This is a genomic window from Hartmannibacter diazotrophicus (assembly GCF_900231165.1).
Taxonomy (GTDB): Bacteria; Pseudomonadota; Alphaproteobacteria; order Rhizobiales; family Pleomorphomonadaceae; genus Hartmannibacter; species Hartmannibacter diazotrophicus.
The window spans coordinates 244,304-258,360 of the sequence record NZ_LT960614.1; the positions used below are offsets into that span (position 1 = coordinate 244,304).

14 protein-coding genes are annotated in these 14,057 nt (G+C 66.2%); 3 read left to right on the forward strand and 11 right to left on the reverse strand.

Annotation, left to right across the window (positions count from 1 at the left end):
- Window positions 1-24: 24 nt before the first annotated feature.
- From HDIA_RS01095 to HDIA_RS01140, 10 genes are all read right to left on the reverse strand, one after another.
- Window positions 25-1,029, reverse strand: coding sequence for an ABC transporter ATP-binding protein (locus tag HDIA_RS01095; protein ID WP_245884093.1), 1,005 nt, complete (start codon window positions 1,027-1,029; stop codon window positions 25-27).
- The gene (locus HDIA_RS01100) at window positions 1,026-2,060 is read right to left on the reverse strand and encodes an ABC transporter ATP-binding protein (RefSeq protein WP_425432917.1); all 1,035 of its coding nucleotides are present in this window, start codon (window positions 2,058-2,060) and stop codon (window positions 1,026-1,028) included. Before HDIA_RS01100 ends, HDIA_RS01095 begins: the two co-directional genes overlap by 4 nt.
- Entirely contained in the window at window positions 2,057-3,028 is a 972-nt protein-coding gene (locus HDIA_RS01105; RefSeq protein WP_099553590.1) for an ABC transporter permease, read from the reverse strand. The genes HDIA_RS01100 and HDIA_RS01105 overlap by 4 nt, the downstream gene beginning before the upstream one ends.
- A 3-nt stretch (window positions 3,029-3,031) precedes the next feature.
- Window positions 3,032-4,066, reverse strand: coding sequence for an ABC transporter permease (locus tag HDIA_RS01110; RefSeq protein ID WP_245884095.1), 1,035 nt, complete (start codon window positions 4,064-4,066; stop codon window positions 3,032-3,034).
- A gap of 172 nt (window positions 4,067-4,238) precedes the next feature.
- Complete coding sequence (locus HDIA_RS01115) at window positions 4,239-5,939, reverse strand: ABC transporter substrate-binding protein (protein ID WP_099553592.1); 1,701 nt, start codon at window positions 5,937-5,939, stop codon at window positions 4,239-4,241.
- Window positions 5,940-6,013: 74 nt separating this feature from the next.
- Window positions 6,014-6,907 carry a proline iminopeptidase-family hydrolase gene (locus tag HDIA_RS01120; RefSeq protein WP_099553594.1) on the reverse strand — a complete coding sequence of 298 codons (894 nt, stop codon included), beginning with the start codon at window positions 6,905-6,907 and terminating at the stop codon, window positions 6,014-6,016.
- 107 nt (window positions 6,908-7,014) lie between these two features.
- The gene (locus tag HDIA_RS01125) at window positions 7,015-7,611 is read right to left on the reverse strand and encodes an ANTAR domain-containing response regulator (RefSeq protein WP_099553597.1); all 597 of its coding nucleotides are present in this window, start codon (window positions 7,609-7,611) and stop codon (window positions 7,015-7,017) included.
- Window positions 7,608-8,774: a transporter substrate-binding protein gene (locus HDIA_RS01130; RefSeq protein ID WP_099553599.1), complete on the reverse strand. Its 1,167-nt coding sequence runs from the start codon at window positions 8,772-8,774 to the stop codon at window positions 7,608-7,610. The genes HDIA_RS01125 and HDIA_RS01130 overlap by 4 nt, the downstream gene beginning before the upstream one ends.
- Before the next feature lie 228 nt (window positions 8,775-9,002).
- Window positions 9,003-9,890 (reverse strand): NAD(P)-dependent oxidoreductase, encoded by an 888-nt coding sequence (locus HDIA_RS01135; RefSeq protein WP_162292595.1) that lies wholly within the window; start codon window positions 9,888-9,890, stop codon window positions 9,003-9,005.
- A gap of 47 nt (window positions 9,891-9,937) precedes the next feature.
- Entirely contained in the window at window positions 9,938-10,666 is a 729-nt protein-coding gene (locus HDIA_RS01140; protein WP_099553603.1) for an enoyl-CoA hydratase/isomerase family protein, read from the reverse strand.
- Window positions 10,667-10,861: 195 nt separating this feature from the next.
- Here HDIA_RS01140 and HDIA_RS01145 point away from each other — a divergent pair, with 195 nt between their 5' ends.
- Genes HDIA_RS01145 through pcaC form a run of 3 tightly spaced genes read left to right on the forward strand, consistent with a single transcriptional unit; the run spans window position 10,862 to window position 12,780 of the window.
- On the forward strand, window positions 10,862-11,635 hold the full coding sequence (locus tag HDIA_RS01145) for an alpha/beta fold hydrolase (RefSeq protein WP_157775130.1): 774 nt from the start codon (window positions 10,862-10,864) through the stop codon (window positions 11,633-11,635).
- Between the two features lie 45 nt (window positions 11,636-11,680).
- Window positions 11,681-12,394 (forward strand): GntR family transcriptional regulator, encoded by a 714-nt coding sequence (locus HDIA_RS01150; protein WP_099553606.1) that lies wholly within the window; start codon window positions 11,681-11,683, stop codon window positions 12,392-12,394.
- The gene (pcaC, locus tag HDIA_RS01155) at window positions 12,391-12,780 is read left to right on the forward strand and encodes a 4-carboxymuconolactone decarboxylase (RefSeq protein WP_099553608.1); all 390 of its coding nucleotides are present in this window, start codon (window positions 12,391-12,393) and stop codon (window positions 12,778-12,780) included. Before HDIA_RS01150 ends, pcaC begins: the two co-directional genes overlap by 4 nt.
- A 197-nt stretch (window positions 12,781-12,977) precedes the next feature.
- Here the strand turns inward: pcaC and HDIA_RS01160 are convergent, their stop codons facing one another.
- Entirely contained in the window at window positions 12,978-14,021 is a 1,044-nt protein-coding gene (locus tag HDIA_RS01160; protein WP_099553610.1) for a 2,5-dihydroxypyridine 5,6-dioxygenase NicX family protein, read from the reverse strand.
- Between the last annotated feature and the right edge of the window lie 36 nt (window positions 14,022-14,057).

The window sequence follows — 14,057 nt, forward strand, 5'->3', positions numbered from 1 at the left end:
TCCAATGTCCCGGCGCGCCAACCGTCAGTCGAGCGGGTAGTGGCAGGCGACCGAGCGTCCGTCGGCCAGCGGCTTCAGCACCGGGCGCTCCGTGCGGCAGCGCTCGTCGGCATAGGGGCAGCGGGTGGAGAACTTGCAGCCGGCGGGAGGATCGAGCGGGCTCGGAATTTCGCCTTCCAGGATGATGCGCTGGCGCTCGTGCGTCTCGGCGATGGGGCGCGGGATCGCCGAAATCAGCGCCTTTGTGTAGGGATGCGCCGGCTTTTCGTAGAGGCGGTCCGTGTCGCCGATCTCGACGATGGAGCCGAGATACATCACCGCGACCCGCGTCGACACCTGCCGCACGACGGCAAGGTCATGGGCGATGAAGACATAGGTGAGGCCGAGCCGCTCGCGCAGGTCGGCGAAGAGGTTGACCACCTGTGCCTGCACCGAAACGTCAAGCGCGGAGACCGGCTCGTCGGCGACGATCAGCTCAGGCTCGACCGCGAGCGCCCGGGCGATGCCGATGCGCTGGCGCTGGCCGCCGGAGAATTCATGCGGGAAACGGTCGAGATATTCGCGGCGAAGGCCGACGAGATCCATGAGTTCGCCGAGACGGCCCTCGATCTCGCCGCGCGGGCGAAGCCGGTGGACCTTCAGCACCTCGCCGATGATGTCGCGCACCCGGCGGCGCGGGTTGAGCGAGGCGGAGGGGTCCTGGAAGATCATCTGGATCTTGCGGCGGACGGGCTTGAGGCCACTGCTGCCGAGCCGGGCAATGTTCCGGCCCTCGTAGATGATGTCGCCGGAGGTGACGTCGTAGAGCCGCGTCAGGCAGCGCCCGAGGGTCGACTTGCCGGAGCCGGATTCGCCGACGAGGCCCAGCGTTTCGCCCTTGTGGACGGTGATGGAAATATCCTCGACCGCGCGAAGCGTCTGGCCCGAGCCGGGGCGGATCGTCTTGCCCACCGTGAAATGCTTGGTGAGCGCGTTGGTTTCGAGAAGCAGTGTCGTGGGAGCAGGCATGGCGCCCGTGGCCTCGCTCATGATGCCTCGCGGACCGGTTCGAGGATGGAGGCGCGGTGGCCAGCTCTGGTCTCGCCGGAAAGGACGCAGAGCGCGGCGCGCTCGCCCTCTCGTTGCACCGGCGGGCGCGCGTTGCAGGCGGCATGGGCGAAGCGGCAGCGCGGGGCGAAGCCGCAGCCGGGCGGCACCGTTTCCGGCGTCGGCGGCATGCCGGGAATGGCGGACAGGCGCTCCGGGCGCGGCCCGCTCAGCGGCGGGATCGAGGCGATCAGGCCCCAGGTATAGGGATGCCACGGATCGGACAGGACTTGCACCTTGGTGCCCCGCTCGATGATCCGGCCCGCATACATCACGTTGACCCGATCGGCGACCTCGGCGACGACGCCCATGTCGTGGGTGATCAGCACGATGGCGGAGCCGAAATCCTTGCGCAGCTTCAGGAGCAGGTCGAGCACCTGCGCCTGCACGGTGACGTCGAGCGCGGTCGTCGGCTCGTCGGCGACCAGCAGCGCCGGGCTGCAGGAGAGCGCCATGGCGATGACGGCGCGCTGGCGCATGCCGCCGGAAAGCTGGTGCGGATAGCGGCTGGCGGCCTCTTCGGGCTTGGCGAATCCGACTTCGGCGAGAAGTTCCACGACGCGGCGGTTGGCGGCGGCCTTGGAGATGGCTTCATGCGCGCGTATCTGCTCGGCGATCTGCCAGCCGATAGTGTGCACGGGCGTCAGCGCCGTCATCGGGTCCTGCGAGATGAGCGCGATATCCTTGCCCCGGATGCGGCGCATCTTGCGGTCGGGAAGCTCCAGGATGCGCTGGCCCCGGAAGGTGACCGAGCCGTCCACGAAACTCGTGCGCGGATCGTTGAGGCCGAGAATGGAGAGAAGCGTCACGGTCTTGCCGGAGCCGGATTCGCCGACGATGGCGAGAATCTCGCCCTCGGAGACGGAGAAGGAGACGTCGTCGATCGCCTTGACGCGGCCGTGGTCGGTGGCAAACGACACCGACAGGCCGGAAACGTCGAGAAGCGGCGTTTTGGGAGAGGGCGTCTGCATCATCGTGCCCTCACGCGCGGATCGATGAGCACATAGACGACGTCGACCAGAGCATTGGCGATGACGACGAAGAAGGACGCATACATGACGGTGGCAAGGATCATCGGAAGGTCGAGGTTGAGAAGGGCCTGGTAGGTCAGTCGCCCGATGCCGTTGAGGCCGAAGACGACCTCCGTCAGGAGCGCGGCGCCGCCGACGAGCACGCCGAAATCGAGGCCGAACATGGTCACGAAGGGAATGAGCGAGGTTCTGAGCGCATGCCGCAGCATCACGCGCGAGGGGCTGAGGCCCTTGGCGCGGGCGGTGCGGATGAAATCCTCCTGATAGGCCTCGACGAGGGTTGCCCGCAGCACCCGGCCGTAGATGCCGATATAGAGCGCGGCGAGCGTGAACCAGGGAATGATCAGCGTCTTGAACCAGCCCCACGGGTCGGTCAGAAGCGGCTTGTAGCCGAGCCCGGGCACCCAGGAAAACAGCCAGGTGTCGTGAAAACGGCTCTGCGAGACGAGGTTCATCACCTCGCCGAACCAGAACACCGGCATCGAGACGCCGATGAGCGCCAGCACCATCAGCCCCTTGTCGATGAAGGTATCCCGCGTCAGTGCCGCGACGACACCGACGAAGATGCCCCCGATCACCCAGAGGATCGCGGCCCCGATGACGAGCGACAGGGTGACCGGCGCGGCGGACAGCACCTGCGGCACGACCTTGAGGCCGCGGTTGACGAAGGAGGTGAGATCCTGCGTGACGAAGAGCCGGGTCATCATCCGCGCGTATTGCACCGGCAGGGGCCTGTCGAAGCCGAAATCCTTGCGGATCGCCTCGACGGTTTCCTGGGCGGCGTTGCGGCCGGCGATGCGGGCCGCCGGGTCGGCGCCGGGCGTTGCGAAGAAGATGAGGAAGACGAGCGCCGAGATGCCGAACATCACGAAGACCATCTGGGCGAGACGCTGGAGGATGGCGAGCAGCATCGGTCAGTTCCCCCGGATCTTGGTGCGCGGGTCGAGCGCGTCGCGCACGCCGTCGCCGAGGACGTTGAGGGCGAGCACTGTGATGACGATGGAAATGCCCGGCGCCAGCGACACGGCCGGCCGGCTGTAGAGCAGCGTCTGGCCGTCCTGGATGATCGTGCCCCAGCTTGCGTCCGGCGCCTGCACGCCGATCGACAGGAACGAGAGCGCGGATTCCGTGACGATGTTCAGCGCCATCATCAGCGGGATGTAGACGATCAGCATCGGCATGACATTCGGCAGGATGTCGCTGAGAAGAATGCGCCAGCGCGGAATGCCGAGGCCGGTGGCCGCCAGCACGAATTCCGAGTTGCGCAGCGCCAGCACGCGTCCGCGCACGGGCCGGGCGACATAGGGCACGTAGATGATGCCGATGATGCCGATGGGAAGCGCCAGACTGCCGGCCGTGATCTCGATGGGGCCGATCGTGATGCCCTGCGACAGGAGCACGATCGAGAGCGAGATGGCGAGCAGGTAGACCGGGAAGGCCCACAGAACGTCGAGGATGCGCGAGAGCACCATGTCGACGACACCGCCGAGAAAGCCGGCCGTGACGCCGACGATGGCGGCAAGGACGAGGCAGATCAGCGTCGCCGTGCCGGCGATGAAGAGCGAGTTGCGACCGCCGTAGAGAAGGCGTGCGGCGACGTCGCGTCCCTGTGCGTCCGCGCCAAGGAGATACTGCGCGCTCCAGGTCGGGCCGATGGGCGTCACGCCAAGCCCGAGGCCCTCGGTCGAGGGCTGCATGATCGGCACGCGCTTGCCCTCGACCTTGATCTTGCCGCCGAGGTTGGAGCGGAAGGGATCGGTGCCGGCGACGTGGCCGGCATAGAGCGGTGCGGCGAGGCAGGCGAGGATCATGGCGATCAGGACGGCCAGCGCCACCATGGCGGGCCGGTCGCGCCAGAGGATGCGCGCGGCCCGGCGCCAGGGACTTTGTCCGGCGCGCGGCGGTGAGGCTTCGGTGACGGATTGGGAGGCGAGGGCGGTGTCTGTCAAAGGCTGTCTCGATGTCTTGCAATCATTGAAAGAGGCAATTCACGTTTCATGCCATGGACATGGAAAACGCCGGTGCGCTCTTTCCGGCTTCCCCCTCTCCCCACGAGAGGCGGGGCGAGGGGCCGTATGCCGAACGGTTTTCAAGCTGCGGATATGCGATCCGCCGCGAGACTTACTTCACCCAGGACTGGGAGATGACCCAGCGGAACTGGTTGGAGAAGATGAAGTTGCCGACGCGCTTGGAGACGAAGTCGACGTTCTTCGGCGTGAAGAGCGGGGCGAGCGGCGCCTGTTCCATGAACGCCTGGTCGATCTTGGCCCATTCCGCATTGGCGGCGTCCGGGTCGGTCAGCGACAGCTTCATGGCCGCATGCATCTTGTCGTCCAGGTCCTTGTTGCAGTAGCCGGCGATGTTGATCGAAGCATCCGAACCTGGCGTGAAGGAGGCGCAGGACAGCAGGACGTTCAGGAAGTTCGACGCCTGCGGATAGTCCATGAACCACTGCGAGACCGAGATCTGCACCTTGTTGTCGGTGTTCTGGATGTAGGTGAACTGGATGTTCGTGGAAATCGCCTTGACCGAGGCGTCATAACCGAGCTCGGAGAGCACCGACTGCAGGTAGGTGCCGACGGCGCGCGAGACTGCGTTGTCCTCGGTGATCACCGTCACCTTCTGGCCTTTGGTGCCGGATTCTTCGACGAGCTGCTTGGCCTTCTCCATGTCCGGCGCGGACCATTCGGTGCCTGGATCCTGGGTGTAGATGCAGCTGTCCTCGTGGCCGGGGAAGTCCGGCGGCAGGATCTGGCAGACAGGCTGGGCAAGCACCGTGCCGCCGTAGAGGCCGACGAGCGCGTCGCGGTCGACGGCGTAGTTCACCGCCTGGCGCACCTTCACATTGTCGAAGGGGGCAAGGTTGGTGTTCATCGGCGCGTACCAGAAGGCCGAGAGCGGGTTCACATGCACCTGGTCGGCATACTTGGTGCCGAGTTCCTCCAGGCGGTCGGCCGGCGGCGGATCGAAGAGCCAGTCGACTTGGCCGTTCTGGATCGCGTTGATCGCAGCTTCCTCGGTGAGGCCGAAGCGGTAGACGATCTCGTCCGGATAGCCGTCGGGCTGGGCGTCGACCGACCATTCCTTGAACTCCGGATTGCGCTTCAGCACCATCTTTTCGTTCGGGTCGTAGCTCTCGATGACATAGGCGCCGGTGCCCGGAATGGCCTTGGTGCCGGCGTCCTCGATCGGGGTGTCGCCCGGCAGGATCGAGGCGTGCGGCACGGCGATCTTGGCGAAGAATTCCGAATCCGGCTGCGTCAGGTTGATCGTCACGGTGCCGGCGGCATCGTCGCCGATCACGCCGCCTTCGAGCGTGCAGCTCGCCGGCTCCTTGAGGCAGGCGTCGGCGCCGACGATGCCGTTGTAGAAGCTGCCCGAGGTCGGGCCGTTGATCTTGAAGATGCGCTGGAAGGAGGCGACGACGTCGGAGGGGGTGACCTCCTTGCCGTTGGAGAATTTGATGCCCTTGCGCAGCGTGAAGACATAGGTCTTGCCGTCGTTCGTGGCGTCCGGGATCGCCTCGGCGAGATCGGGCACGATCACGAAGCCCTCGGCCCGGCTCGCCTGCTTGAACTTGACGAGGCCGTCATAGACCGGCTGGAAGATCTGCCAGAATTCGGCGGTGTAGTTGACCATCGGGTCGATGGTGCCGGCGGCCGCCACGGCCGAAAGCACCATGGTGCCGCCGCGATGCTCGGCCATGAGCGCGGCGCGGTCCTCGGCGTGGGCCACCGAGCCGATGGCCGTCTGGGCCAGAAGGGCGGCTGCGAGGACGGCAAGGCCGGCCCGCGTGCGCCGAAGGGATTTCAGTTTCAGCATCTGTTCCGTCTCCTTGTTGGGGGGGGCTTTTTGTTGTCGTGCGAGGGGCGGCAAGGCAGTCCCTCGCGCGTGGTTCAGCCGGCGACCTCGTCGAGGAAGTCGCCGACGGTTTTCATGCAGTCCGCGCGCTCTTCCACGTGCGGCATGTGGCTGGATGCCTCGAAGATGGTCCAGCGGACATCCGGGATTTCGTCGGCATAGGGCTGGACGCAGGCTTCCGTCGCCTCGTCATAGCGGCCGGAAATGAGCAGCGTTGGCACCTCGATGGCGGCAAGGCGCCCGACGATGGTCCAGTCCTTCATGGTGCCGATGACGTGGAACTCGTTCGGCCCGTTCATGGTGTGGTAGACGGTCGGGTCAGCGTCGATGGCATCGAAGGTGCGCTTGACCTCGGGCGGCATCGGCACGACGCGGCAGACGTGACGCTCGTTGAAGACGTCGGTCGCCGCCTTGTATTCGGCGCTGTCCGTCGTCTCCGCCGCCTCGTGCTTCAGGAGCATTGCCTGGACGTCCGGGGGAAGTTCCTCGCGCAGGCGGTTCGCCTCGGAAATCCAGGTCGACATGGCAGCGGGCGAATTGGCGATCACGAGCGCCTTGAGGCCCTTCGGCTTCGTCACCGCGAATTCGGCGCCGAGCATGCCGCCCCAGGACTGGCCGAGCACGCAATAGGCCTCGCGCACACCGAGATGGTCGATCAGGTTGTTGAGCTCGCCCTTGAAGAACTCGGGCGTCCAGAAGTCGCCGCCCTTCTCCGGAAGATGCGTCGACTTGCCGTTGCCGATCTGGTCGTAGTGGATGACGGCACGGCCGGTCGCGGCGAGATCCTTGAAACTGTCCACATAGTCATGGGTGCAGCCGGGACCGCCATGCAGCACGAAGAGCGGCGGCTTGCCGGACTTCAGATCACCTGTGATGCGATACCAAGTCTGGTATTCGCCATGAGGGGCATAGCCTTCGACGACGGACAAGGGGTCTCTCCTCGTAGTGACAACATGAAATGCAAAGGGCGCTGCCGGTCTCCGGGGCAGGCCAGGAAAAGGCGCGCGGAAGCTGGATTTTCTGGGACTGGGCGGGGTCAGGCCTCCTTCGCGGTGCCGGAGCCTGACCGGGCGACGATGGTGGACGCCGCCTCTTCGATGGTGACGCGCCAGTCCATCGCCAGTGTCCTGAGCCGTTTCTGGGCCGCCGCCTCGTCGAGCTTTTCGCTCTCCATCAGGCAGACGACGGCGCGCACCACGGTCGGACGCATTCTGAGACGGCTTTCCAGGCCCTGGATCTCGCTCGACTGGGCGATCGCCATCTCGAAGGCGTGCGAGGCGATCAGCAGGGCGCTGTAGACGCCGGCCGACCCGATGGGCTTCAGGAGATGCGCGTTGGACCCCTGGGCCAGGGCCCATTCGACACGGCCCGGCGCTTCCGATCCGATGAGGGCGATGAGCGGCATCGGCGCAAAGCCGGTCGGCCAGGGGAACTGGCCGTCGTAACCCATGTCGGCGTCGAAAAAGACGACGTCGGCCGCTTCCGCATCGGCTGCCGAGACCTCCGGCCAGACGACGCGCGTCTCGATCCGCAGGCGCTCGAGCTGTTTGACGAGCGCATCGGCCGCAGGATGCGGCCGGTGCAGCACGATGGCGCGCCATTCGCCGAGGGGAGGTCGCTTGCGGGCGCTCATTTCACCACCCTGAGTGCCGTGTTGGACGCCGGCGCCGGCTGCATGAGCCGGCTGGCGATGCCCACCAGATAGGGATCGGCCGGGATCGCCGACGATCCGCTCTCGATGATCTCGAATGTCCCGTTGGCGCGCGCGCGTCCAAGATGCGGGCGCACCGCCGCGTGCTGGGTCGCCGGATCGACCGTGACCGGGCCGAGGGGGCTGTCGAAGCTGCGTGTCGTCACGATGCGGCGGACGGCGTCGGGGTCGGGCGTTCCGGCGGCGGCGATGGCATGGGCGAGGATCGTGACCACCGAATAGGCCGAGACGTGGCAGGACGAAAGCCGCGGAAACTGACCCTGCCTTGCCGCGAATTGCGCCAGAAAGTCGATGCTTTCGCTTGTCGGGAGGCCGTCGAAATAGATGGCGGTCGACAGATGGCCCGCCGCCGCCGGGCCGATCGCCGCAAGGTCGATCTCGGTCATGTTGCAGCTTGCGATCGGCCGCCGGGCGGGCGCGAAGCTCCGGTCGGTGCGGCCGAGTTCGGCATAGGCCTCGACGAAGGCGCGTGCCGACGGACCGATCAGGTTGCTGAGCACGAAGTCCGGTCTTGCGGCGCGGATCTCGCCGATGAGCCCGTCGACGTCCGTGGAGCCGAGCGGCAGATAGCGCTCGCCCGCCACCGCTCCGCCGGTCGTCTCGATCAGTTCGCGGGCGATCCGGTTGATCTCCCAGCCCCAGATGTAGTCGGAGCCGACGAGGAAGGGCCGGGAGCCGTAGCGCGGCATGACGTGATTGAGCAGCGGCAGGAGATGCTGGTTCGGGCAGGCGCCGAAATAGAGGACGCTGTCGTTGGTCTCGTAGCCCTCGTAGGGAAAGGCGTACCAGAGCAGCGCGCCGTGGCGCTCGACCACCGGGATGACTTCCTTGCGGCTCCAGGAGGTGATCGTGCCGACGATGTGACGGCATCCGGTCTGGCGCAGGATCTGGTCGGCGTGGAGGCCATAGGCCTCGGCAACGCCGCCGGGTTCGGCGAGCACGGGCTTCAGCCGGAACGGGAAGCCGGCATCGGTGTTGACGTCGCCGATGGCCGCCATCGCTCCCGCGAGCGCCGCCTTGCCGAGGTCGGCATAGGGGCCCGTCGAGGAGAAGAGAATGGCGACCGGGATCGTCTCGCGCATCATGCTGGAATCGTTCCGTCCTTCACATGCAGGTGGCCATAAACGAAAAAACCCCGACCCGCGCGAAATGCACGGAATTCGGGGCTCGATTGCCTGTGGCCACTGAATGCCAATGTGAGTTTAGCCTAGCCGCCTCGACGGCGATGGTCAAGATCTCACCATGATCAAAATCGATGCAAACGCAGGCTGTTATCAGATTCAACCTCGGGTCGCTGTCCGCGTCGGCGCAGGTTACGGCTTTCCGCCGCTTCCTTTCTGCATGGCCTCCATCATCGAGGCGATGCGCGTGATATCGGCCTCCGGCCCGATCGAATCCCGTGCTCCCTCCCACAGCGCCTTCAGGGCATCGAGCGCCGGCGTTTCGGCGCCGGCCTTGGCGGCAAGGTCGGACGCGATGCCGATATCCTTGCAGAAAAGCTTGAGGCTCTGACCGAAATCGAAGCTGCGGGTCAGGACGTGGTCGGGCAGCTTGACCTCGGTCGCATGGCTGCGCCCGGAACCTGCCGTCCAGACCTCCAGCATGCGCGCCGGGTCGAGCCCGAGGCGCGTGCCGACGGTGAGCGCCTCGGTCGCCGTCCAGAGCGTGGCCGCCGAAAGGTAGTTGTTGAGCGCCTTGACCACATGTCCGGAGCCGACCGGGCCGACATGGATAACCTTTGAGCACATCGCTTCAAGGATGGGCTGGCAGGCGGCAAAGACGTCCGGCTCGCCGCCGACCATGCCGATGAGGCTTGCGGTCTTTGCCCCGGCCATGCCGCCGCTGACGGGCGCGTCGAGTAGTGTGGTGCCGTAAGTGGCAAGCTCAGCTGCCAGCGACCGCGTCGCTTCCGGCGAAACGGACGACATGTCGATGACCGTCTGGCGCTTGCGGGAGGCAAGGGCGCCATTCTCACCCAGCAGCGCCTCGCGCACGTGGGCGTCCGTCGGCAGCATGGTGATGACGATATCGCCGGGAAGGTCCGCCGCCGTCGTCGCCGTCGGACAGCCACTGGCGGCGAAAGGTTCAAGCGCCTCGGGCGACAGGTCGGCGAGCGCGACGTCATACCCGCTGTCGACGAGATGGCCCGCCATCAGAGAGCCCATCCGCCCGACGCCAATGAAGAGCAGGCTTCTTGTCATTCTTGGTTCCCCGCCGATTTCGTTCCCCGTGCTGACCGAACGCGGCATCAGTGCCCTGAGCCGGAAGACTTGACGGCCTTGTCGGCGAGCATGATGGCCATCGTCTCGACCGCCTGCTGCGCGGTGCTGGCATCCGAAAGACCGGCGACCTTGCGGGCAAAGGCGCGCAACAGCTGCACCGACTGCTCGTCCATGGCGACGATCTCCTCGGCGAAGGAAAGGGCGCGTGCGAAGGCGCCGCCGCTTTCGACGACCTCGGTTGCAATGCCGATGTCGAGCGCTTCCTCCGCGCCGAATTCGCGGCTCGTCAGGGCAAGTTCGAAGGCCCGCTTGAACGGCACGAAGGTGCCGAAATAGGAGAGCACAATCAGCGGCGGCAGGCGGTGCGACATCTCCGGCAGGGCGAAGACCGCATCTTTTGCGGCAATCGTCACGTCGCACTGGGTGGCAAAGCCGCAGCCGAATCCGAAGGCCTTGCCCTCGACCGCTGCAACGAAAGGCACCGGCGATGTCCGAAGACGCTGGTTGACCTCCAGGATGAGGTTGAGGTCGTCGCGCACGTCCGCTGCCGAGGTGAGGCCCTTGGCGCCGACGCGCCCGGCGCAGAAATTCGGCCCCTCGCCAGCAAGGACAACCGCGCGCAATCCCGGCTTGGCCAGCACCTCGTCCAGCGTCGAGGCGAATTCTGCAAGCTGCGCCGAGGTGATGAAGTTTCCTTCCGATGCCTTCGTGTAGGTGACGCTCCAGATACCGTTGCCGTGGCTTTCCGTCTTCATCGCACTGTCCTGTTCTTGTCCTGGCTGTTCTCTGGGCCGTCAGAGGCCGGTTCCTTGGTGCGCTTCAAGCACCGTTATGCCTTGCCAATGCAAGGAGAAGGCTTGACGCATCGCATTGTATGACAGTAGGACTGTCATACAAAATTGTTCAGATGAGCTGTTTGAATCGGCTCCGCAGTCTTCCGGGAGATCCTCGTGCCCACCATCGACGTCAATGGCGAGCGTCTCGGCATCGAGCGTGCCGGCAGCGGCGAGCCGCTGCTGCTCATTCATAGCCTCGGGACCGCCGGCTGGCTCTGGCGCGAGCAAATCCGCCGCTGGTCGCCCGACTATGACGTCATCGCCGTGGATGCGCGCGGCCATGGCCGCTCGACCCGCAACGGCGGTTTCACCGTCCGCGCCGTCGCCGAGGATCTTGCTGCGGTTCTGAAGGCGCTCGACGTCGGCCCGGCCCGCGTCGTTGCAATCTCCATGGGCGGCCCGATTGCAGCGCACCTGACCGACATCGCACCGGAAGCCGTCTCGCGCCTCGTCATCGCCGACAGTTTCGCCACGCAAGGCGAGGCCGGGGGCCAGCGCGCGGAAGCGATCGCCAAGGCTGTCGCTGAGAAAGGCATCGAGGCCTTCGGGCGCTTCTATGCCGAGGACACCCTGCTCCAGGGCAGCGATCCTGCTCGCTTTGACGAACTCGCCGCCAGCATCGCGGCGATGGGCCCCGAGGCATACGTCGAGGCCGCAAGGTCCGTCTTCACCGCCGACGTGGTCGACTTGATGAAGGCGATCCGCGTGCCGACACGCGTCGTTGTCGGCGACCTCGATCAGCGCACGCCGCCGAAGCTCTCGCAGGAAATCGCCGGTCTCGTTCCGGGCGCGGAATACGCGGAGATCGCCGGCGCGCGTCACCTTGCCAATCTCGACCGGCCGGACGGCTTCCATGCTGCGGTCGATGCCTTCCTGACCGGCGGCTGACATGGCCGGGACGGTTCCTTTTCCCCCTTCGGAAGGCCTGCGGCCGTGATCTACACGTCCCTGCCTCTTGCTCCGATCGCGCAGGAAAGCGCGCCGCTGCGGCGCAAGCTGGTCGCGACCCTGAAGGCGCTCATCGAGACGGGGGCGCTCGCCCCGGGCCAGCGACTCGTCGAGAAGGACCTCTGCACGTCGCTCGGCGTCAGCCGCACCGTCCTGCGCGAGGCCCTGCGCGAACTGGAGACCGAGGGGCTGCTCGCTTCCGCCGGGCGCGGTCTTGAGGTTGCAAGCATCACCGAGAGGGAAGCGGAGAATATCTACGCCGTGCGCGGTGCTCTGGAGGCTCTGCTGGCGCGGCAGTTCTGCGAACGGGCGGGCAGGGCGGAAAGGGCGGCCTTGCGCGAGGCGCTGGAGACTGTCCGTTCGGCCTACGACGCCGGCGATCTTGCGCCGATGCTGGAGGCCAAGCGCCTCTTCTATACCAGTCTTTGCCAGGGGGCCGACAACGCCGTCGCGGGCGATCTGATCGCGCGGCTCAACGTCCGCATCGGCCTGATGCGCGCCCGCTCCCTGAAAAGCCCCGGCCGCGCGGCGGCCTCCCTCAATGAACTCCAGGCCCTTGTCGCCGCCATCGACGCGGGCCGCGCCGACGAGGCCGCGCGCCTTGCCGAGGCTCACGTCATGGCGGCGAAGACCGCCGCGCTCGGCGCCGCCAACCCGTCCGAAACCGATCCCCATGTTGAAAGGAAACATGTTCAATGACCGACGACCTCTATGAAAAGGGCCTTGCCGTTCGCCGCGCCGTGGTGGGCAGCGAATATGTCGACAAGTCTCTCGCCGAGGCCGACGACTTCACCCGGCCGCTGCAGGACCTGGTGACCCGCTACTGCTGGGGCGATATCTGGAACCGTCCGGGGCTGGAACGCCGCGAGCGCTCCATCATCAACCTTGCCATGCTCGCGGCCCTCAACCGGCCGCACGAACTGAAGCTGCACGTGCGCGGTGCGCTCAACAACGGCCTGACACGCGAGGAAATCCGCGAGATCTTCTTGCAGGTCGCGATCTATTGCGGCGTGCCCGCCTCCCTCGACAGCTTCCGCGTTGCCAAGGAAGTCTTTGCCGAACTCGACAAGAAGCCCGCCGGCTGAGAGGTTGCTCCGCGCTGCCCGGGCTGGGCGAAGGGCAGGCGATTCCAGATCGCCAGCCTCATCCTGAGGAGCCTTTCCCCTTCGCCCTTCGAGACAGTCGCTTCGCTCCATCCTCAGGATGAAGGGGAAAGGCGTCTCGAAGGACGAGGCCGAGGCGCGATCGGACCGGCACGAGTTCAGCGCCTCGCCGCCGGTCGTCACTTCTGGTCCTCCGGGATCACCTTCCCGTCGATGGTCATCGGCTCGCCGTCGAGCGACAGCGAGCAGCCCCGCAGCGGAATGTCCATGTGGCAGGGCGTGTCGCGCGTGCCGCCGGCCTCGGTGTTCGGGCCGCTCGACCACAGGAAGTTGCCCCAGAAGGAACGCGCGTCCATGGAAAGGCCGGCCTCGCGGTCGTAGAGGCCGAGCGTCGTCCAGTGCGCCTTCTTGTGCAGGCCCCAGCCGACATGCGCCATGGCATAGGCGTCGGGGTCGTCGAAGCTCTCCATGTAGCTCTTGAGATATTCGGCCTCGAAGCCGCCCTCGATCTTGCGGATCCAGCCGCCCTCGATGGTCATGCGGATCGGCTCGCGGGCATAGCGCTTGAACGGCAGCAGGATGTCGCCGGTATCGATCACGATGGTGCCCTCGCAGGAGCCCTCGTTCGGCCAGGTGGCGACGAAGCAGCTCGGCCAGTGGTCCCAGCCGCCCGGCTTGTCGACGAAGCCCTGCTGCTTCAGCACCGGATACTGGCCGAGATCGCAGCGAAAATCGGTGCCGGCCTTGGAGGTCACCGTCATGGTCTTGGCCTGGCCGAGGCGGTTGGCGGCGTTGGTCGCCCGGCGCGCGTCGTCCGGCGTCGGCTTCATGCGCAGCATGACCTCCGGCGGCTCGCAGGCGAGCAGCATCCGCGCCCCGGTCTTCAGGATCTCCTCCTGTTCGGGCGAGAACAGCAGCATCATCGTGTCGATGACGAAGTCGGAGTTCTTCATCGCCTCCAGCGCCGGCTTGTTGCCCTTCAGCGCCGTGTGGCCGACGTAGCCCGACTTGTCGCGGCTCAGCGCCACGTCGCCGTTGAGCGGCGGCAGCGACAGGATCGTCAGGATGCCGCCGAGCTGGCCGACCGCGATGCGGGCCGTGGAGACGAGTTGCGGGTTGCTGTCGTCGGAGACGAGCAGCGTCACCTGTTCGCCGGCCGAAAGCCTGGAGAGCGTGAGCACGTCCTTCCAGGCTTCGACGAGGTCGAGATCACTGATGGCCATGGCGGTTTTCCCGGTTTGACTGCGACGGACGGAAGG

What these genes read in the sequence shown, in the direction of transcription:
- HDIA_RS01130 (WP_099553599.1), bottom strand. Translation starts at nt 8,774, where the DNA reads ATGATGCGCGAGACGATCCCGGTCGCCATTCTCTTCTCCTCGACGGGC.
- HDIA_RS01160 (WP_099553610.1), bottom strand. Translation starts at nt 14,021, where the DNA reads ATGGCCATCAGTGATCTCGACCTCGTCGAAGCCTGGAAGGACGTGCTC.
- HDIA_RS01095 (WP_245884093.1), bottom strand. Translation starts at nt 1,029, where the DNA reads ATGAGCGAGGCCACGGGCGCCATGCCTGCTCCCACGACACTGCTTCTC.
- HDIA_RS01115 (WP_099553592.1), bottom strand. Translation starts at nt 5,939, where the DNA reads ATGCTGAAACTGAAATCCCTTCGGCGCACGCGGGCCGGCCTTGCCGTC.
- HDIA_RS01125 (WP_099553597.1), bottom strand. Translation starts at nt 7,611, where the DNA reads ATGAGCGCCCGCAAGCGACCTCCCCTCGGCGAATGGCGCGCCATCGTG.
- HDIA_RS01105 (WP_099553590.1), bottom strand. Translation starts at nt 3,028, where the DNA reads ATGCTGCTCGCCATCCTCCAGCGTCTCGCCCAGATGGTCTTCGTGATG.
- HDIA_RS01135 (WP_162292595.1), bottom strand. Translation starts at nt 9,890, where the DNA reads ATGACAAGAAGCCTGCTCTTCATTGGCGTCGGGCGGATGGGCTCTCTG.
- HDIA_RS01100 (WP_425432917.1), bottom strand. Translation starts at nt 2,060, where the DNA reads ATGATGCAGACGCCCTCTCCCAAAACGCCGCTTCTCGACGTTTCCGGC.
- pcaC (WP_099553608.1), top strand. Translation starts at nt 12,391, where the DNA reads ATGACCGACGACCTCTATGAAAAGGGCCTTGCCGTTCGCCGCGCCGTG.
- HDIA_RS01140 (WP_099553603.1), bottom strand. Translation starts at nt 10,666, where the DNA reads ATGAAGACGGAAAGCCACGGCAACGGTATCTGGAGCGTCACCTACACG.